General features: G+C 68.0%; 15 protein-coding genes. 10 read left to right on the top strand and 5 right to left on the bottom strand.

All coding sequences use genetic code 11. From position 1 onward, the window contains the following. Positions 1–100: 100 nt before the first annotated feature. Positions 101–1,918: a methyl-accepting chemotaxis protein gene (locus RQI28_RS11805; RefSeq protein WP_311222789.1), complete on the top strand. Its 1,818-nt coding sequence runs from the start codon at positions 101–103 to the stop codon at positions 1,916–1,918. Positions 1,919–2,091: 173 nt separating this feature from the next. Here RQI28_RS11805 and pdxY read toward each other — a convergent pair whose 3' ends face one another. Both pdxY and RQI28_RS11795 read right to left on the bottom strand, forming a co-directional pair. Then, entirely contained in the window at positions 2,092–2,991 is a 900-nt protein-coding gene (gene pdxY, locus RQI28_RS11800; protein WP_311222788.1) for a pyridoxal kinase PdxY, read from the bottom strand. A 225-nt stretch (positions 2,992–3,216) separates the two neighbouring features. Continuing rightward, the gene (locus RQI28_RS11795) at positions 3,217–3,675 is read right to left on the bottom strand and encodes a RidA family protein (protein WP_311222787.1); all 459 of its coding nucleotides are present in this window, start codon (positions 3,673–3,675) and stop codon (positions 3,217–3,219) included. Positions 3,676–3,828: 153 nt separating this feature from the next. On the opposite strand from RQI28_RS11795, the gene RQI28_RS11790 reads away from it, so the two are divergent. From RQI28_RS11790 to RQI28_RS11780, 5 genes are all read left to right on the top strand, one after another. Then, on the top strand, positions 3,829–6,378 hold the full coding sequence (locus RQI28_RS11790; RefSeq protein ID WP_311222786.1) for a DNA internalization-related competence protein ComEC/Rec2: 2,550 nt from the start codon (positions 3,829–3,831) through the stop codon (positions 6,376–6,378). A gap of 156 nt (positions 6,379–6,534) precedes the next feature. After that, a complete protein-coding gene (locus RQI28_RS11785) occupies positions 6,535–8,085 on the top strand; it encodes a circularly permuted type 2 ATP-grasp protein (protein WP_311222785.1) in 1,551 nt (516 codons plus the stop codon). A gap of 1 nt (position 8,086) precedes the next feature. Next, a complete protein-coding gene (locus tag RQI28_RS19735) occupies positions 8,087–8,233 on the top strand; it encodes an alpha-E domain-containing protein (protein ID WP_311230733.1) in 147 nt (48 codons plus the stop codon). After that, positions 8,227–8,373 carry an alpha-E domain-containing protein gene (locus RQI28_RS19730; RefSeq protein ID WP_311230733.1) on the top strand — a complete coding sequence of 49 codons (147 nt, stop codon included), beginning with the start codon at positions 8,227–8,229 and terminating at the stop codon, positions 8,371–8,373. Before RQI28_RS19735 ends, RQI28_RS19730 begins: the two co-directional genes overlap by 7 nt. Further along, positions 8,367–9,335, top strand: coding sequence for an alpha-E domain-containing protein (locus RQI28_RS11780; protein ID WP_311222784.1), 969 nt, complete (start codon positions 8,367–8,369; stop codon positions 9,333–9,335). Before RQI28_RS19730 ends, RQI28_RS11780 begins: the two co-directional genes overlap by 7 nt. Here the strand turns inward: RQI28_RS11780 and RQI28_RS11775 are convergent, their stop codons facing one another. The 3 genes from RQI28_RS11775 to RQI28_RS11765 all read right to left on the bottom strand — a co-directional run bounded on the left by RQI28_RS11775 (position 9,336) and on the right by RQI28_RS11765 (position 11,204). Next, positions 9,336–9,713: a hypothetical protein gene (locus RQI28_RS11775; protein WP_311222783.1), complete on the bottom strand. Its 378-nt coding sequence runs from the start codon at positions 9,711–9,713 to the stop codon at positions 9,336–9,338. 147 nt (positions 9,714–9,860) lie between these two features. Then, complete coding sequence (locus RQI28_RS11770) at positions 9,861–10,151, bottom strand: VF530 family protein (protein WP_311222782.1); 291 nt, start codon at positions 10,149–10,151, stop codon at positions 9,861–9,863. A 132-nt stretch (positions 10,152–10,283) separates the two neighbouring features. Then, positions 10,284–11,204 (bottom strand): LysR family transcriptional regulator, encoded by a 921-nt coding sequence (locus RQI28_RS11765; protein WP_311222781.1) that lies wholly within the window; start codon positions 11,202–11,204, stop codon positions 10,284–10,286. 168 nt (positions 11,205–11,372) lie between these two features. On the opposite strand from RQI28_RS11765, the gene RQI28_RS11760 reads away from it, so the two are divergent. The 4 genes from RQI28_RS11760 (at position 11,373) to RQI28_RS11745 (ending at position 18,454) form a co-directional block, all read left to right on the top strand. Then, positions 11,373–12,218, top strand: a complete 846-nt coding sequence (locus tag RQI28_RS11760) for an alpha/beta hydrolase (RefSeq protein WP_311222780.1) — start codon at positions 11,373–11,375, stop codon at positions 12,216–12,218. 200 nt (positions 12,219–12,418) lie between these two features. Continuing rightward, the gene (locus tag RQI28_RS11755) at positions 12,419–13,669 is read left to right on the top strand and encodes an efflux RND transporter periplasmic adaptor subunit (protein ID WP_311222779.1); all 1,251 of its coding nucleotides are present in this window, start codon (positions 12,419–12,421) and stop codon (positions 13,667–13,669) included. Between the two features lie 37 nt (positions 13,670–13,706). Beyond that, positions 13,707–16,946 (top strand): efflux RND transporter permease subunit, encoded by a 3,240-nt coding sequence (locus RQI28_RS11750; protein ID WP_311222778.1) that lies wholly within the window; start codon positions 13,707–13,709, stop codon positions 16,944–16,946. 32 nt (positions 16,947–16,978) lie between these two features. Further along, entirely contained in the window at positions 16,979–18,454 is a 1,476-nt protein-coding gene (locus RQI28_RS11745; protein WP_311222882.1) for an efflux transporter outer membrane subunit, read from the top strand. Positions 18,455–18,714: the final 260 nt, after the last annotated feature.

Raw genomic sequence — 18,714 nt, 5'->3', positions numbered from 1 at the left:
CCTGCGAAGGCGTCATGGCACCGCGGGTTCGTCCCCATCAAAAAGGCAGGCTGCATGCCGATACAAGCCTGAGAATGGGTGAAAACAACGGGGTGTCCACATGCTGCAACGTATCCGTCTGGCCCAAAAGCTCTGGCTGGCCGTCTTTCTCATTGTGGTGCTGCTGGCCGGCGTGACCGGCGTGGCCGGCTACCGGCTGGTGCAGGTTCAGGCGCAGGCGGACACGGTGGACGATGAAATGCAGGCGCGCGTGGTGGCGGCAGTGCGCTGGTCGGGGCTGACCGAAACCAACGCCGCGCGCACGCAGGCGCTCATCGTCAGCAGCGACCCGGCCGTCGAGGCCGAGTTCAAGGAGCTGATTCCTGCCACCAGCGCGCAGATCAGCGCGGTGCAGAAATCGCTGGAAGGCATGGCGCTGTCCGATGCCGATCGCGCGCAGCTGGCGCGCATCGCCGAAGCCCGCAAGACCATGACCGACCTGCGCACGCAGGCGCGCCAGACCAAGGCCGCGGGCCGCCAGGACGAGGCGGTGACGCTGGTGACGCAGCGCTACAACCCGGCGGTGGCCGGCTACCTGCAGACGCTGCGCGACTTCGTGGCCCTGCAGGAGCGCAGCGCCCAGCAGGCCCAGGCGGCCATGGCGGCAAACCGCGCCACCACGCTGCAGGTGACCGCCGTGGCGCTGGGCGTGTTGCTGCTGGCCATCGTGCTGGGCGCGCATTTTCTGATCGGCAGCATCCGCCGCCCGCTGGCGCAGGCCAACGACCTGGCATCGCGCATCGCCGGGGGCGATTTGAGCCTGCAGGACAACGTCACGCGCGGCGATGAGTTCGGCGACCTGCTGCGGTCGCAGTACGCCATGAGCGGATCGCTGGCGCGCGTGGTGCAGCAGGTGCGCCAGAGCACGGACAGCATCGCCATCGCCAGCGCGGAGATCGCTACCGGCAACCACGATTTGTCGGTGCGCACCGAGCAGGCCTCCAGCAACCTGCAGGAGACCGCAGCCGCCATGGAGCAGTTCACGGCCACGTTGCAGCAAAGCGCCAGCAGCGCGCAGCAGGCCAGCGGTCTGGCGGCCAACGCCGCCGGCGTGGCCCAGCGCGGCGGCGACGTGGTGACGCAGGTGGTGTCCACCATGGAAGACATCCAGCAAAGCAGCCGCAAGATCGCCGACATCATCGGCGTGATCGACGGCATTGCCTTTCAGACCAACATCCTGGCGCTCAACGCCGCCGTGGAAGCCGCCCGTGCCGGCGAGCAGGGCCGGGGCTTTGCGGTGGTGGCCAGCGAGGTGCGCAGCCTGGCCCAGCGCAGCGCCGAGGCGGCCAAGGAGATCAAGCAGTTGATCGGCACGTCGGTGCAGAAGGTGGAAGCCGGCAGCCTGCTGGTGGCCGATGCCGGCACGACCATGGGCGACATCGTGCGATCGGTGCAGCGGGTGAACGACATGATCGGAGAGATCACCGCGGCTGCGTCGGAACAAAGCTCGGGCGTGGGCCAGGTGAACCAGTCGGTGGGCCAGCTGGACCAGATGACGCAGCAGAACGCCGCGCTGGTAGAAGAAAGCGCGGCCGCCGCGCAGAGCCTGCGCGAGCAAGCCGAGCAGCTGGCGCGTACGGTGTCGGTGTTCAAGGTACCGGCCAGCGTGACGAACGTGGCGGCTGCGGCCGCGCCGGCCACCACGGGCGTGATCGCAGCAGCGAAGCGGTCCGCTGCGGCCTCTGCCTCTTCACCGACTGCATCGCGGCGCGTAGCCACCCCATCCGCCGCTGGCAAGGCACCTGCGGCCGGCGCGCCGCGCATCGCGTCGCGTGCGCCCACCGCATCGGCAGCCAGGCCTGCCGCCGAGTTGGCACGCAAGCCCGCGCTGGCCTCTTCATCGAATGGCGCGGCAGAAAACGACTGGGAAAGTTTTTGAACACGTTGTGCCCAGCCAGTCAGCTGGCTGGCTAGGCTTTTGCTATTGATTCAATAGCTGCTTGCGCTTGATATTCAAGGCTCTTGAATACTTTTCAATGTCAAATGCCCTGAAGATAAGCGCTAGCAGCTATCAATAGCAGAGCAAAAGCGTGTTGACTGCGTGATCGGGCGTCAGAGCGCGCCATTCCACAGCTTTGGCGCAAAGCGCTCCGCCGGCGCGGTGATCTGATCGCGGCAGGCCACCAGCGGCAGATCGCGCTGGCCGGGCACCGTTCGCGCCACCAGCGCGTAGAGGCTGCTGACGGCGCCGGACACGGCCTCCGGCGTGGTCGCGCCGCGCAGCAGGTGGCCCAGCAGCACGGCCGAAAACACGTCGCCCATGCCATTGGGCAGGGGCTGCAGGTCGATGAACGGCGTCTGTACCAGCCAGGCGGCATCGGCCGTGACGGCCAGAGTGGCCAGCTGTTCGGCGGGCAGGTCGGGCGTGCGCAGGCTGGTCACCACGATCAGCGACGGCCCCGTGCCCGGCGTGCTGCCTAGCAGCGCGCGCGCGGCGGCGATCGTCTCGTCGACCGATGCCAGCGGCGCGCCGTGCAGCAGCTCGAATTCGTAATGGTTGGGCGTGATGATGCTGGCCTGCGCCAGCGCGCGGCGCCGCAAGAATTCAGGAATGCCCGGGCGCACGAACACGCCCCGGCCCACGTCGCCCATCACCGGGTCGCACAGGTAGTGCAGCGCAGGCCGTGCCGCGCGAATCTCTTGCACGGCCGCGAGGATGGCTTCGCCCACGCCCGCATCGCCCAGGTAGCCCGACAGCACCGCCGTGCAGCGCGCCAGCACGCCGCGTGCTCGCAGGCCGTCCAGCACGTCGGCAATGTGCGCGGGTGTGAACACCTGGCCCTTGAATTCACCGTAGCCCGTGTGGTTGGAGAACTGCACCGTGTGCACCGCCACCGGCTGAATGCCCAACAATTGCAGCGGCAGCATGGCCGCGTCGTTGCCCACATGCCCGTAGGCGACGTGCGACTGGATGGACAAGACCAGGGGAGCTTCGGGGGAGGGCGCGGTCATGGGCTTGGGTGCCGGAATGGGGTGAAAAAAAGCGAGCCTGCGTCAGCGGGCCGAAAGCCACCGACGGGCACAGCGCCGGTCTGTCGAGCCCGTTTGTGCTGAGCCTGCCTGGCGCCTTGCAACCATGTGCCCTGGCTTCGACAGGCTCAGCCCGAACGGACTTTTCTGGACTCACAGGCGTGGTCTGCCGGGCAGACTCGCAGGTCAGCGCGTCAGGTCAGCGCGTCAGGCCAGCTCGGCGATCAGCTCGATCTCCACGCAGGCGCCCATCGGGATCTGCGCCACGCCGAACGCGCTGCGCGCATGCTTGCCCTTGTCGGCGAACACTTCGCCGAACAGCTCGCTCGCGCCGTTGGTGACCAGATGCTGCTCGGTGAAGTCGCCGGTCGAATTGACCAGGCTCATCACCTTGACGATGCGCACGATGCGGTTCAGGTCGCCGCCGGTGGCCGCATGCAGCGTGCCCAGCAGGTCGATGGCGACGGCGCGCGCTGCGGCTTTGCCTTCTTCGGTGGTGATGTCACGGCCGAACTGCGCAACCCACGGCTTGCCGTCCTTGCGGGCGATGTGGCCCGAGAGGAATACCAGGTTGCCCGTTTGCACGTAGGGCACGTAGGCGGCGGCAGGCACGGACACCGGGGGCAGGGTGATCTGCAGTTCTTTCAGCTTGTCGTAAACGCTCATGGCAATCCTTGAAAGTCGTTGGAAATGGAGGAGAGAAAAAGCGGAGATGCCGGGCGGGCGAACCGTTCGATGCGCCCGCCGGCAGACCAGCCGCGAGTGTTACACAGCATGCTTTGCACCTGGGCCAAGCTGGCGGTGCCTTAGCATGCCCGCATGCCGTCTGAAGTCCCTGCCTGCGCGCCCCGCCTGACCCGTGTGGCGCTCACTGCTGGGCGAATCTGGCTGGTGCCCACCGTGCTGCTGGGCGCCATCACCGGCACGGCATTGCAACTGCAGCAGCCGGCACTTTGGCAGGCGGGTGTCTACGTGCTGTGGGCTGCGGCATCACTGGTGGCGGGCGTGTTGCCGCTGTGGCTGCGTCGCCCATGGCTACGATCCGCCGTGGCGCTGTGTGCTAGCGCCGGGCTGCTTTTCAGCGTGTGCGGCCTGCGTGCCGGCGTGTTCCTGTCGCACGCGCTCAATCCCACTCTGGAAGGGCGCGACGTGCGCATCACGGCGGTGGTGGCGGCCATGCCGCAGCCGCTGGATGGGGCACTGCGCATGCGGCTGGAGGTGGAATCGGCGCAACTGGATGGCGCACCGGTGCGGCTGCCGGGGTTGATCGACGTGTCGTGGTACTCCGGCCCCTTCATGCGCGACGCGGGGGCGGGCTCCACGCTGGGCGCGATCGTGGAGCTGCAAAAGCCGCCTCCGCCCAGCGTGCGCGCGGGTGAGCGCTGGGACATGACGGTGCGCCTGAAAGCACCGCACGGCGCGCGCAACCCGCACGGCTTCGACTACGAGCTGTACCTGTGGGAGCAGGGAGTGCAGGCCACCGGCTACGTGCGCGCCGGCCCGCGCGACGCACCGCCCCGGTTGCTGGCCGCCACGGCGCGCCACCCCGTCGAGCAAGCGCGCCAGCAGGTGCGCGACGCCATCCTTCAGCAGCTCACCCACGGTGCCGGCGCTTCAACAGACACCGCCGGCCAGCGCGCTGCCGGCGTGGTGGCCGCGCTGGTCACCGGCGACCAGCGCGCCATCGACCGCGCCGACTGGGACATCTTTCGCGCGACCGGTGTGGCGCATCTGATGAGCATTTCGGGCCTGCACATCACCTTATTTGCGTGGTTGGCCTCACGCCTCGTGGACGCGGGCTGGCGGCGCTCGCGCCGGCTGTGCCTGGCCGTGCCGGCGCCTGTCGCGGCGCTGGTGTGCGGCGTGCTGCTGGCGGCGGGCTATGCGCTTTTCAGCGGCTGGGGTGTGCCGGCGCAGCGCACGGTGTGCATGCTGGCGGTGGTGGCGCTCTTGCGGCTGTCGGGCCGGCGCTGGCCGTGGCCGCAAGTGTGGCTACTGGCCTGCGCGGCGGTGTTGCTGCTGGACCCCTGGGCGCTGCTGCAGGCGGGGTTCTGGCTGAGCTTCGTGGCGGTGGCGGTGCTGTTTGCTAGCAATTCAGGAGCTAGAAGCGCTTATGGGTCAAGCGCTGCAGGCCGATTTGGCTCGATGTTGCGCGAGCAGTGGGTGGTGACGCTGGCGCTCACGCCGCTCAGCCTGCTGCTGTTCGGGCAGGTGTCCGTCGTCGGGCTGCTGGCCAATCTGGTGGCCATTCCGTGGACCACGCTGGTGGTCACGCCGCTGGCGCTGGGCGGTGTGCTGTGGGCGCCGCTGTGGGACGCTGCCGCATGGGCCGTGCGGCCGATGTCGGCGGGGCTGCAGTGGCTGGCAGCGTGGCCTTGGGCGCAGCTGTCGATGGCGATTGCGCCGCTCTGGGCGGGCGCGGCAGCCGTCGCCGGGGGCACGTTGCTGGCGTTGCGGCTGCCTTGGGCCGTGCGGCTGCTGGGCCTGCCGTTGCTGTTGCCCGCGCTGTGGTGGCAGCCGCCGCGCCCGGCGCCGGGCCAGTTCGAATTGCTGGCCGCCGACGTGGGCCAGGGCCAGGCGGTCATCCTGCGCACTGCCGGTCATGCGCTGCTGTACGACGCCGGCCCGCGCTATCACCAGGACAGCGACGCGGGCGAGCGTGTGCTGGTGCCGCTGCTGCGCGCCACGGGCGAGCGGCTGGACCGCCTGGTGCTGAGCCACCGCGACATCGACCATACCGGTGGCGCGGCGGCCGTGCTGGGCCAGCAGCCGCAGGCCGACGTGCTGGGCTCCATCGAAGCGAGCCACCCGCTGCAGCACGTGCGCGCCGTGGCGCCATGCCGTGCTGGCGACCGTTGGGAATGGGATGGTGTGCGCTTCGAGTTGCTGTTTCCGCCGGCAGGCGACGACCTGAGCGTGGGAAAGCCCAATACGCACAGCTGCGTGCTGCGCATCGAGGCCGCTGCGGTGTCGGCCACAGGCCCGGGTGCCTCGGTGCTGCTGGCCGGCGACATCGAGCGCGCGCAAGAAGCCGCGCTTGTCGCCAGCGAAGCGCCGCGCCTGCGTGCGGATGTGCTGCTGGTGCCGCACCACGGCAGCCGCACCTCGTCGACCGCTGCGTTCCTGCAGGCCGTGGCGCCGCGCACCGCGCTGGTGCAGGCCGGCTACCGCAACCGTTTCGGCCACCCGGCGCCCGACGTGGCGGCCCGCTATACCGAGCGTGGCATCGATCTGGTACGCACCGACCGCTGCGGCGCCATCGGCTGGTCGTCGGTCACGCCGGCGCAGGTCCGTTGCGAACGGGTGCAGATGCGCCGTTACTGGCACCACGCGATGGATGGCGTTCAGCCGGATGCGGAGGATGGCTGATCGGGCAATGCAGTCGCACCGCGTTCGATGATCGTTCGCCGCCAGCCGGCGGCCGGCGGCCGGGCCTCCTACAGCGCCATGGACAAACTTCTGTCATCCGTCTGGCGGAATGCGGGCGCACAACTTGCTATGCTGGCTGCAGGAGGCACCGCTTTTATGCAGAAGTTCGACGAGATGTACGCCTCGCTGCCGTTTCAAGGCAGCGACGTGCGAGAACACTACACACGCTACGGCCAATGGCTGGGCAAACAGGCAGAAGAAGCGATGCAGGCGCGCCGCGCTGAGGCGGAGATGATCTTCCGCCGCGTCGGCATCACCTTTGCGGTGTATGGCGCCAAGGACGAGGGAGGCGCTGGTACCGAACGGTTGATTCCGTTCGACCTGATTCCGCGCATCATTCCGTCGCACGAGTGGTCGCGCATGCAGCAGGGGCTGGTGCAGCGCGTGACTGCGCTCAACCGCTTCATCCACGACGTCTACCACGGCCAGGACATCATCCGCGCCGGCATCGTGCCCTCCGATCTCATCCTCGGCAACGCCCAGTTCCGGCCTGAAATGGTGGACGTCAATGTGCCGCGCGATTTGTACGCGCACATCGCCGGCATCGACATCGTGCGTGCGGCAGACGCCAACGGCGACGGCGTGTACTACGTGCTGGAAGACAACCTGCGCGTGCCTTCCGGCGTGTCGTACATGCTGGAAAACCGCAAGATGATGATGCGGCTTTTTCCTGAGCTGTTCTCGCTGCACAAGGTGGCGCCTGTGGCGCATTACCCCGACCTGCTGCTCGACACGCTGCGCGCCAGCGCCCCCGCCGGCGCGGCCGAGCCCACGGTGGCGGTGCTGACGCCCGGCATGTACAACAGCGCCTATTTCGAACACGCCTTCCTGGCCCAGCAAATGGGCGTGGAACTGGTCGAAGGGCAAGACCTGGTGGTCAAGGACAACTTCGTCTACATGCGCACCACGCGCGGCCTGCAGCGGGTCGACGTGATCTACCGCCGCGTGGACGACGACTTCCTCGATCCGCAGGTGTTCCGGTCCAGCTCCACGCTGGGCTGCGCCGGGCTGATGAACGCGTATCGCGCAGGCAATGTGGCCATCTGCAACGCAGTGGGCACCGGCATTGCCGACGACAAGTCGGTGTACCCGTACGTGCCGGAGATGATCCGCTTCTATCTGGGCGAAGAACCCATCCTGGCCAATGTGCCGACCTGGATGTGCCGCAAGCCCGACGACCTGAAGTACGTGCTCGACCATCTGCACGAACTGGTGGTGAAGGAAGTACATGGCGCAGGGGGCTACGGCATGCTCATCGGGCCTGCTGCCACCAAGGCCGAGATCGAGGAATTCCGCGCCGCGCTGGTCGCCAACCCGGCCGGCTACATCGCGCAGCCGACGCTGTCGCTGTCCAGCTGCCCGACGTATGTCGAATCCGGCATTGCGCCGCGCCACATCGACCTGCGGCCCTTCGTGCTGTCGGGCCAGAAGGTACAGATGGCTGCCGGCGGCCTGACGCGCGTTGCGCTGAAGGAAGGCTCCCTGGTCGTCAACTCTTCTCAAGGCGGCGGCACCAAGGACACCTGGGTGTTGGGCGAAGACAGCGCCGCCCCCCCCGTGCCGTTTCCTGCGCCCGCGCAGACCATCGGCGGCATGACCCAGACCCAGACCATGGGCGGCATGACGCAATCGCTGGGAGGAGTTTGAGATGCTGAGTCGCACTGCTGACCATCTGTTCTGGATGTCTCGCTACACAGAGCGGGCAGAAAAGCCTGCCGCAGGCGGGCTTTCACCACAACACTGCGGGCGCGCGCAGCGCGTGCCGGGTTCTCTGCCCGAGGAGGCTGCATGCTGAGTCGTACTGCCGACCATTTGTTCTGGATGTCTCGCTACACAGAGCGGGCAGAAAAGCCTGCCGCAGGCGGGCTTTCACCACAACACTGCGGGCGCGCGCAGCGCGTGCCGGGTTCTCTGCCCGAGGAGGCTGCATGCTGAGTCGCACTGCCGACCATTTGTTCTGGATGTCTCGCTACACAGAGCGGGCAGAGAACACGGCCCGGATGTTGAACGTCAACTACGAGACGTCGCTGCTGCCGCAATCCGCCGCCGTATCGGAAGAGGGCTGGCAAGGCCTGCTGTCGATCAGCGAGCTGATGCCTGCCTACACCGCCAAGCATGGCGAGGTCACTCCGGCCGGCGTGCTGAACTTCATGGTGCATGACGGCAACAACCCGTCGTCCATCGTGTCGTGCATTCGCGCGGCCCGCGAAAACGCCCGCGCGGTGCGCGGCGCGCTCACCACCGAGGTGTGGGAAACGCAGAACCAGACCTGGCTGGAGCTGAGCCGCCAGCTGGACGGCGGCGTGTTCGAGCGCGACCCGGCGCAGTTCTTCGAGTGGGTGAAGTACCGCTCGCACCTGTCGCGCGGCGTCACGCTGGGCACCATGCTGCAGGACGAGGCATTCCACTTCCTGCGCATGGGCACCTTCCTGGAGCGGGCCGACAACACGGCCAGGCTGCTGGACGTGAAGTTCCACGCGGTGCAGAGTGACTTCCACGGCTCGGTGCAGAACCCGCGCCGCGCTACGCCGGAGTTCGACTTCTATCACTGGAGCGCCATCCTGCGCAGCGTGTCGGCCTTCGAGGTGTACCGCAAGGCGTACCGCGACGTGATCACGCCCGAGCGTGTGGCCGACCTGTTGATCCTGCGCCGCGACATGCCGCGCTCGCTGCACGCCAGCCTGCACGAAGTGGCCGAGAACCTGGCCGTGGTGTCGAACGACCAGTCGCGCGAAACACAGCGCAAGGCAGGCCGCCTGCTGGCCGACCTGCGCTACGGGCGTATCGACGAGATTCTGGCGACCGGCCTGCACGCCTATCTGACGCAGTTCCTGGACCGTGTGAACGAGCTGGGTGCGGGTATCAGCCGCGACTTCCTGGTGCCTGTGCCGAACTGATCAGCGTGGGGCGGCGGCGGTCGCTGCTGCTGCCGCGCCGCACGAAGCGCTGCTGGCTGCGCGCGTGGTCGCTGGCTGGTGGGTGGGCAGGCCGTACGAATTCAACATCGCGGCTTCCAGCTCGCCCGAGGCGCGCGCGCACTCCAGCTCGGCAATCACCTGTGCCCGGGTGAGGGGGGCGGTGGCGGGCGATGATCCAGCCCCTTCCTGCGATGACTGTGATGCCGGCGATGGTGCTGGCGACGACGGCTGCCGCGCCATCGCGCCCGTGGCGCCCAAAGACGCCAGCAGCATCAACGACGCACCGGCAAGTACCGATCGCAGGGCAGGGCGGCGGCCATTCAGGCGCGCGGAATTCTGTTGGAACAAATGACTCATGGTGGCTCTCCCGTTGGACATGGCGGGCGGCACATTGCCGTCCGTGATGTCACTGTGCGGGCGTCACCGCTGCCATTCCAGCGGCTTGCGACAAGTGGACGAAGCAGGCCCACCAGATGCCGATGGCCGTCGCCAATGCGCAGGCTTTCAGCGCTGCGCCATGCGGCGCTGTTCCCGCAGCATGAAGAGATACAGGCTCTCCACCTTCTCGCGCGCCCACGGGGTCTTGCGCAAGAACTTCAGGCTGGACGACACGCTGGGGTCGCTTTGAAAACAGCGCACGGGGATCTGATCGGCCAGGCCTTCCCAGCCGAAGTGCTGGTGCAGCGCGACCACCATGGACTCCAGAGTCACGCCGTGCAGCGGGTCTTTGGCGCGAGCAGGTGGCGATGGGGGTGGTGGCTCGGGTGCGGGTGCAGGGGTGGGTGTATCGGTCATGGCGGGCGAGCATACGCCTTTGGGTGATGCCACCAAAATATGTAATGAAATTGGCCTCTAGCGCTTATTCATCAAGCGCTTTGTGCTATATAAATAATAGCAAAAGAGCTGCGGCGGCAGCAGTGCCGGCCGTCACCGGGCCTGCGTATGCGGGTCGCTGGCGAACAGCTCGGCTGCCCAGTCCACGAAAGCGCGCACCTTGGCGCTGAGGTGCCGGTTGGGTGGGTACACCACGTACACCGGCATCAACGGATGGGACCAGTCGGCCAGCAGGCGAACCAGCTCGCCCTGCGCGAATGGGTGCTGCGCCTGGAAGGTGGTGATCTGCCCAATGCCGCGTCCAGCCACCAGGCACGACACATAGGCATTGCTCTCGTTCACCGCCAGCTGCGATGAGCCGGCAATCTCCAGCACCTCGCCATCCTTGTGGAATTCCAGCGGGTAGCGGCGCGTGGACACGGGCGAGAAATAGATCACGGTGCGGTGCCCGTCTTCCTTTTCCAGCTCGAGCGGGTGCTGGGGCGTGCCGTGCTGCGCCACATAGCCGGGCGAGGCCACGGTGATGAATTCCAGGTTGCCGATGCGCCGCGCCACCAGCGACTGGTCCGCCAGTTCGCCGCCGCGGATCACGCAGTCCACGTTGTCGCCGATCAGGTCCACCGTGCGGTCGCTCACGCCCAGGTCGATCTGGATGTCGGGGTAGCGGTCTTGAAACTCGTGCAGGCGCGGAATGATGAGCAGCCGGGCCACCGACGTGCCCACGTCCACGCGCAGGCGACCGCGCGGGTTGGCGCGGGCCTGGCTCATGCTGGCCTCGATGTCGTCGAAGTCGGCCAGCAATCGCACGGTGCGGTCGTAATACGCGGCGCCGTCGGCGGTGACCGTGACACGGCGCGTGGTGCGGTTGAGCAGCTTCACGCGCAGCCGCGCCTCCAGCGCCTGCACGTGCTTGGTGACGGTGGCCTTGGGCAACTGCAACGAATCCGCCGCACGCGTGAACGTGCCCGCTTCCACCACCCGCGCGAATATGCGCATGGCCTGTATCTGGTCCATGGCTTGCCTTTTCCCTTCTCTGCCCCTTTGGGGGCAGAAGAATTCTCACACGCCGATACGGTGCCCATTGTTCCGTTATTGGAAACAGAGCAATGGTGTTTGGCTCGTTTATCGGTTGTGCAGGCGTCGCTACATTTCCTATCACCCGGCCCTTGCTCGGTACCCACCATGTCCTCCAAACCATCGCCTTCTTCATCGCTATTGCCACTGCCATCCGTTTGCGCCGATTCCACCATTGCGGTGGCTCCGGGGCAGGAGGTGGACGTGCGCATCTACGGCCGCAAGAAGGCGCGCACCACGCTGCCGCTGGTGGTGCACTTTCATGGCGGTGCCTTCGTCTCGGGCGATCTCGACAACGGCGGCACCGTGGCCGGGCTGCTGGAGGCCGCAGGCGCGCTGGTGGTGTCGGTGGCCTACCCGCTCACGCCCTTTCCGCAGCCGCTGGAAACCGGCTATGCCGTGCTCAAGTGGGCCTTCAAGCACCGCACGCGGCTGGCCGGGCAGGGCGCGCTGGTGTACCTGGCGGGCGAAGAGGCCGGCGGCAACCTGGCAGCGGGCGTGGGGCTGATGGCGCGCGACCAGTCGCACCCGCCGCTGGCCGGGCAGATTCTGCTGTCGCCCATGCTCGACCCTTGCGTGGGCACGCCATCGGTACGCGCTGCCACCGGCGACGCCACGGCCTGCAAGTGGTCTGAGGGCTGGCTGAAGTTTCTGGGCTGCGCGCGCGATGCCGAGCACCCCTATGCCGTGCCCGGCGCAGCTCAGCGCCTGGCCGGGCTGCCCCCCACGCTGGTGCTAGTGGGCAGCGACGACCCCATGCGCGACGAAGCCTTTGCCTATGCCGCACGGCTGCAAGCCGCAGGCCAGCAGGTCACGCGCCATGTCTTCAACAAGGCAGCGCAGTGGCCCGAGGCCCTGCTGCAACCCGACCCACGCAGGTGCGCGTGCGCGCCTGAGGTGCAAGAACAGTTTCGCCAGTTCTTCGAGGCCACACGATGTTCGGCACCGAAGTGACATAGCCCTACACCACCATCGCCGGCAATGCCTGCTGCTTGACCTCAACCTTGCTTTAGGTCTGACACTCCGCACGCCTGCCGATCGCACTGCTTCCCTGAATCGACCGTTTTCCGGCCCCCGTGTGCCGGAGGGGAAAGCCTTGCCCGCATTTTTTTGATTTTGCTGATTTGAAATTTGAAAGACACGGAGGAATCACCATGAAGAAGCCATCGCCCCTTTTCTCGCCCGCCCGCCGCTGGTGGACCGCTGCCGGCGCCGCCGCAGCCATTGCCGCCACCGGGGGTGCGCTGTTCGGCCTGAGTGCATCGCACGCCGAATCGCCCGGTGCCGGTGCTGCGCCGCCCGCCATGCCGGTGTCTGTGGCCACCGTGGTGCAGCAGCATGTCTCTTTGTGGGATGAGTTTTCCGGCCGGCTTGAAGCCGTGCAGCGTGTGGACGTTCGCCCGCGCGTGGCCGGCGCCGTGCAGGCCGTGCACTTTCGCGAAGGCGCGCTGGTCAAGCAGGGCGACCTGCTCTTCACCGTGGACCCAGCGCCCTTCGCGGCCGACGTCGATCGCGCCGATGCGCAGGTGGCTGCGGCCCAGGCGCGCGTGTCGTACACCCGCAGCGAAATGGAGCGCGCCACCCGCCTGTGGGACGAGCGCGCCATTGCCCAGCGCGAGCATGACGAGCGCCAGAACGCGCAGCGCGAGGCCGACGCCAACCTGCGCGCCGCGCAGGCCGCGCTGCAGACCGCGCGCCTGAACCTGGGCTACACCCAGGTGCGCGCGCCGGTCGCCGGCCGTGTGGGCCGCATCGAAGTCACCGTGGGCAACCTGGTGGCTTCGGGTGCAGGCGCGCCGGTGCTCACCACGCTGGTCTCGGTCAGCCCGATCTACGCCAGCTTCGACACCGACGAGCAGATCGTCGCCCGCGCGCTGGACGGCCTGCGCACTGGCAAGAGCGCACGCACGCTGATCGAAAGCATTCCCGTGCAGATGGGCACCGGCACGGCCGGCAGCACGCCGCACACCGGCCACCTGCAGCTGATTGACAACCAGGTTGATGCGCGCAGCGGCACGGTGCGCGTGCGCGCCGTGTTCGACAACGCGGACGGCGCCCTCATGCCGGGGCAGTTCGCGCGCATCCGCATGGGCCAGGTCAAGAGCACGCAGGCCGTGCTGATCAACGAGCGCGCCGTGGGAACCGACCAGAGCAAGAAGTTCGTGATGGTGGTGGGCGAGGGCAACAAGGCCGAGTACCGCGAAGTGCAGCTGGGCGCGCCGGTCGATGGCCTGCGCATGGTCACCTCGGGCCTGAAGGCCGGTGAGCGCATCGTCGTCAACGGCCTGCAGCGCGTGCGCCCCGGCGCCGCCCTTGCACCGCAGGACGTACCCATGGCCACCAAGGCCGAGCTGGCGGGCGAGGGCAAGCAGGCGCGCACGGTGGCCAAGCAGCCTGCCGCCTGATCGCGTAATCGCGGACTTGAATCAAGACAAGAACACCATGAATCTCTCTCGATTTTTCATCGACCGCCCCATCTTCGCCGGGGTGCTGTCGGTGCTCATCTTCCTGTCGGGGCTGATCGCCCTGCGCGCCCTGCCGATCTCCGAATACCCCGAGGTCGCGCCGCCCTCCGTGGTGGTGCGCGCCACCTATCCCGGCGCCAATCCCAAGGTGATCGCCGAGACCGTTGCCACGCCGCTGGAGGAATCCATCAACGGCGTGGAAGGCATGCTCTACATGGGCAGCCAGGCCACGACCGACGGCGTGATGACGCTGACCGTGACCTTCGCGCTGGGCACCGACCCGGACAAGGCGCAGCAGCTGGTGCAAAACCGCGTCTCGCAGGCCGAACCGCGCCTGCCCGAGGAAGTGCGCCGCCTAGGCATCACCACCGTCAAGAGCGCGCCCGACCTGACCATGGTCGTGCACATGGTCTCGCCCAACGGGCGCTACGACATCGACTACCTGCGCAACTACGCCGTGCTCAACGTGAAGGACCGGCTGGCCCGCATCCAGGGCGTGGGCCAGGTGCAGATCTTTGGCGGCGGCGACTATTCGATGCGTGCCTGGCTCGACCCGCAGAAGGTCGCGCAGCGCGGGCTGTCGGCCGGCGACGTGGTGGCCGCCATCCGTGGCCAGAACGTGCAGGCCGCCGCCGGCGTGGTGGGGCAGTCGCCCGGCCTCAAGGGCGTGGACATGCAGCTGTCGATCAACGCGCAGGGGCGCCTGACGACCGAAGAAGAGTTCGGCGACATCATCGTCAAGACCGGCAGCGACGGCGCCGTGACGCGCCTGCGCGACGTGGCCCGCCTGGAGCTGGGCGCGGCCGACTACTCGCTGCGTTCGCTGCTCAACAACGACCCGGCCGTAGGCATGGGCGTATTCCAGGCCCCGGGCTCCAACGCGCTGGACATCTCGTCCAACGTGCGCTCCAACATGGCCGAGCTGCAAAAGAACATGCCCGAGGGCGTGGAGTTCCGCATCGCCTATGACCCGACACAGTTCGTGCGGGCATCGATCAAGTCCGTCATCCAGACACTGCTGGAGGCCGTGGCGCTGGTGGTGGTCGTGGTGATTTTGTTCCTGCAGACCTGGCGCGCCTCCATCATTCCGCTGCTGGCCGTGCCGGTGTCGGTGGTGGGCACGTTCGCCGTGCTGCACCTGCTGGGTTTTTCGATCAACGCATTGAGCCTTTTCGGCCTGGTGCTGGCCATCGGCATCGTGGTGGACGACGCCATCGTGGTGGTGGAGAACGTGGAGCGCAACATCGAGGCGGGCCTGACCCCGCGCGAGGCCACCTACCGCGCGATGCGCGAGGTGTCTGGCCCCATCATCGCCATCGCGCTGGTGCTGGTGGCGGTGTTCGTGCCGCTGGCGTTCATCAGCGGCCTCACGGGGCAGTTCTACCGCCAGTTCGCGGTGACGATCGCCATCTCCACGGTGATCTCGGCGATCAACTCGCTCACGCTGTCGCCCGCCCTGAGCGCGCTCTTGCTGAAGGGCCACCATGAGCCCAAGGACGCGCTCACGCGCGGCATGGACAAGGTGCTGGGCGGGTTTTTCCGCCGCTTCAACAGCGTGTTTCATCGGGGCTCCGAGGCCTACAGCGGCGGCGTCAAGCGCGTCATTGGCCGCAAGGCGCTGATGCTGGTGATCTACGCCGTTCTGGTGGCCGCCACCTGGGGCCTGTTCAAGGTCGTGCCGGGCGGCTTCGTGCCCGCGCAGGACAAGCAGTACCTGGTGGGCTTTGCGCAGCTGCCCGACGGCGCCACGCTGGACCGCACCGAGGACGTGATCCGCCGCATGGGCGAGATCGTCAAGACCAATCCCAACGTGGAAGACGCCATCGCCTTCCCGGGCCTGTCGATCAACGGCTTCACCAACAGCTCCAACTCGGGCATCGTGTTCGTCACGCTCAAGCCGTTTGCCGAGCGCACGCGTGCCGACCAGAGCGGCGGCGCCGTCGCGGGCCAGCTGAACCAGGCCTTCGGCAGCATCCAGGAGGCGTTCATCGCCATGTTCCCGCCGCCACCGGTGGCGGGCCTGGGCACCACGGGCGGCTTCAAGCTGCAGATCGAAGACCGCGCATCGCTGGGCTATGACGCCATGGACGCGGCCGTGAAGGCCTTCATGGCCAAGGCTTACCAGACGCCGGAGCTGGCGGGGCTGTTCACCAGCTGGCAGGTCAACGTGCCGCAGCTGTACGCCAACATCGACCGCACCAAGGCACGCCAGCTCGGCGTGCCGGTGACCGACATCTTCGAGACGCTGCAGATTTACCTGGGCAGCCTGTACGCCAACGACTTCAACCAGTTCGGTCGCACCTACAGCGTGCGCGTGCAGGCCGATGCGGCCTACCGGGCGCGTGCGGAAGACGTGGGCATGTTGAAGGTGCGCTCCACGACCGGCGAGATGGTGCCGCTGTCGGCGTTGATGAAGGTCGAGCCCAGCTTCGGCCCTGAGCGCGCCATGCGCTACAACGGCTTTCTGGCTGCCGACGTGAACGGCGGGCCCGCGCCCGGCTTCTCGTCGGGCCAGGCGCAGGCCGCCATCGAGCGCATCGCCGCCGAGACGCTGCCGCAGGGCATCGGCTTCGAGTGGACCGAACTCACCTACCAGGAGATCCTGGCCGGCAACTCCGCCGTGCTGGTGTTCCCCATTGCCATCCTGCTGGTGTTCCTGGTGCTGGCCGCGCAGTACGAAAGCCTGACGCTGCCGATCGCCATCATCCTGATCGTGCCCATGGGCCTGTTGGCCGCCATGACGGGCGTGTGGCTCTCCGGGGGCGACAACAACGTGTTCACGCAGATCGGGCTCATCGTGCTGGTGGGGCTATCGGCCAAGAACGCGATCCTGATCGTGGAGTTCGCCCGCGAGCTGGAGTTCGCCGGCCGCACGCCGGTGCAGGCCGCCATCGAGGCCAGCCGCCTGCGGCTGCGCCCCATCCTGATGACGTCGCTGGCGTTCGTCATGGGCGTGCTGCCGCTGGTGCTGTCCACCGGCGCCGGCGCCGAGATGCGCAGCGCCATGGGCGTGGCGGTGTTCGCCGGAATGATCGGCGTGACGGCTTTCGGCCTGTTCCTCACGCCCGTGTTCTACGTGGTGCTGCGCCGCATGGCGGGCAACCGGCCGCTGCAGCAGCACGGCAGCCACGTGGCGCCATTGACCGAGCCTTCCGCCGGCGGCCCTGGCGCCACGGCCCACCCCGTGCTGGCAGCGCCGCGCGGCCATGACGAATGAGCAAGAGAGTCTTTGCAATGAATGCCCATCTGATGTTGTCTTCTTTCGATACCTCGGCCGTCACTGCGCGCCGGGCGGTGCGGCTGGTGCCGCTGGTGGCGGCCCTGGTGCTGGCCGGCTGCATGGGCACGCCCGTCACCCCGCAGCCCGAGCATGCCGGCGTGGCCGTGCCCACCCGCTTCAGCGTGGCCGACACGGCCCACCACTGGACCACTGCCGACCCGGCGGAGGCGCAGCCGCGCGGCGCCTGGTGGCTGGGTTTTCAGGATCCGGTGCTGAACGACCTGGTCGGCCGTGCCGCTGACGGCAACACCAGCGTGCAGGAGGCGGCCGCCCGGCTGGCCGAAGCCCGCGCGCTGCTGCGCTCGGCCGATGCCAACCGCGCGCCGCAGCTGGGTGCGTCCACCGGTGTGGCGCGGCAGGCCGGTGCCAACACCACCAACGGGCCGACGCCCGCAACGGTGGCCACGGCCGGCCTGAACGTGTCGTACGAGCTCGACCTGTTCGGGCGTCTGTCCCAGGCCAGCGATGCCGCGCGGCTCGATGCCCAGGCGCGCGATGCCCTGCTGCAAAGCACGCGCCTGATGGTGCAGGCCGACGTGGCGCAGACCTATCTGCAACTGCGTGCCTTGCAGGCCGAACGCGCACTGGTGCAGGAAAGCCTGGACGCCTACCAGGGCACGCTGCGGCTCACGCAGCGCCGCTATCAGGCCGGCGATGTGGCCGAGCTGGACCTGGCGCGTGTGCAGACGGAAGTGGCATCCACCGAATCCGAAGCGCTGGCGCTGGAACGCCAGCAGGTGCTGCTGCGCAACGCGCTCGCCGTGCTGTTGGGCGAAGTCGCCACCGGCTTCACCGTGCCGTCTGTGGCGCGCGAGGCCACGCTGCCTGTGATTCCGGCAGGCGTGCCGGGCACCGTGCTGGCGCGCCGGCCCGACGTGTCCGCCGCGCAGGCATCGGTGCTCGCTGCGCAGGCGCGGTTGGGCGTGGCGCATGCGGCGTGGTTTCCGGCGGTGACGCTCACGGGCAACGGCGGCTTCGCGTCGCCCGAACTGGGCGACCTCTTCAAGTGGTCGGCCCGGTCATGGGGCATTGGTGCGCTGCTGTCGCTGCCGATCTTCGACGGCGGCCAGCGCGCCTCGCAGGAAGAGGGCGCGCGCGCCCGCCTGGAAGGCGCCATGGCGGCGCACAAGGGCCAGGTGCTCACCGCGTTCCGCGAAGTCGAAGACCAGCTGGGCGCCCTGCGCCTGCTGGCCGGCCAGTCCGAGGCGCAAGAGCGCGCTGTGCAGTCGGCCCTGCGCGCCACGCAACTGTCCGACTCGCGCTACCGCAACGGCCTGGTCAGCCAGCTGGAACTGCTGGACGCGCGCCGCAGCGAGCTACGCAACCGCCGCCAGGCGCTGCAGGTACGCACGGCGCAGCAGACGGCGACGGTGGGGTTGATTCGCGCGTTGGGCGGGGGCTGGGGCGATGACTCGCCGGCCAAGTTGGCCGCAGCTTCGCGGTAGTCGTTGGATAGATACCCACCATTCACGCTGAGTCTGCCGAAGCGCCGCACGCTGCGCAACCAGGCTCAGCCCCCGCGGGCCTTGACAGTGTTCACGCTATGAAGCTGCCGCATCAACGAGGGGGCGCACGCTGTCCGCCGCTCCACCCCGGTCAATGCACCGGAAGAAACCCCCGCCAGCCCCGCAGAACTGATCGGTGTCTTCGCCGATGCGTAATTTTCGATCAGGGATGACATCAGCGCTGGTGGTGAGCCGGGACG

This window comes from Acidovorax sp. WCS2018Noco2-16 (genome assembly GCF_031843945.1).
Lineage (GTDB): Bacteria > Pseudomonadota > Gammaproteobacteria > Burkholderiales > Burkholderiaceae_C > Paracidovorax.
Note: the sequence above shows the minus strand (reverse complement) of the source record. Positions and strands in the feature narration are given on the sequence as shown.

Excerpts from the sequence above, each read along its gene's own strand:
- RQI28_RS11765 (WP_311222781.1), bottom strand. The coding sequence starts at position 11,204 with ATGGACCAGATACAGGCCATGCGCATATTCGCGCGGGTGGTGGAAGCG.
- RQI28_RS11775 (WP_311222783.1), bottom strand. The coding sequence starts at position 9,713 with ATGAGTCATTTGTTCCAACAGAATTCCGCGCGCCTGAATGGCCGCCGC.
- RQI28_RS11805 (WP_311222789.1), top strand. The coding sequence starts at position 101 with ATGCTGCAACGTATCCGTCTGGCCCAAAAGCTCTGGCTGGCCGTCTTT.
- RQI28_RS11770 (WP_311222782.1), bottom strand. The coding sequence starts at position 10,151 with ATGACCGATACACCCACCCCTGCACCCGCACCCGAGCCACCACCCCCA.
- RQI28_RS11760 (WP_311222780.1), top strand. The coding sequence starts at position 11,373 with ATGTCCTCCAAACCATCGCCTTCTTCATCGCTATTGCCACTGCCATCC.
- RQI28_RS11790 (WP_311222786.1), top strand. The coding sequence starts at position 3,829 with ATGCCGTCTGAAGTCCCTGCCTGCGCGCCCCGCCTGACCCGTGTGGCG.
- RQI28_RS11745 (WP_311222882.1), top strand. The coding sequence starts at position 16,979 with ATGTTGTCTTCTTTCGATACCTCGGCCGTCACTGCGCGCCGGGCGGTG.
- RQI28_RS11780 (WP_311222784.1), top strand. The coding sequence starts at position 8,367 with ATGCTGAGTCGCACTGCCGACCATTTGTTCTGGATGTCTCGCTACACA.
- RQI28_RS11755 (WP_311222779.1), top strand. The coding sequence starts at position 12,419 with ATGAAGAAGCCATCGCCCCTTTTCTCGCCCGCCCGCCGCTGGTGGACC.
- pdxY (WP_311222788.1), bottom strand. The coding sequence starts at position 2,991 with ATGACCGCGCCCTCCCCCGAAGCTCCCCTGGTCTTGTCCATCCAGTCG.
- RQI28_RS11785 (WP_311222785.1), top strand. The coding sequence starts at position 6,535 with ATGCAGAAGTTCGACGAGATGTACGCCTCGCTGCCGTTTCAAGGCAGC.
- RQI28_RS19730 (WP_311230733.1), top strand. The coding sequence starts at position 8,227 with ATGCTGAGTCGTACTGCCGACCATTTGTTCTGGATGTCTCGCTACACA.
- RQI28_RS11750 (WP_311222778.1), top strand. The coding sequence starts at position 13,707 with ATGAATCTCTCTCGATTTTTCATCGACCGCCCCATCTTCGCCGGGGTG.
- RQI28_RS19735 (WP_311230733.1), top strand. The coding sequence starts at position 8,087 with ATGCTGAGTCGCACTGCTGACCATCTGTTCTGGATGTCTCGCTACACA.
- RQI28_RS11795 (WP_311222787.1), bottom strand. The coding sequence starts at position 3,675 with ATGAGCGTTTACGACAAGCTGAAAGAACTGCAGATCACCCTGCCCCCG.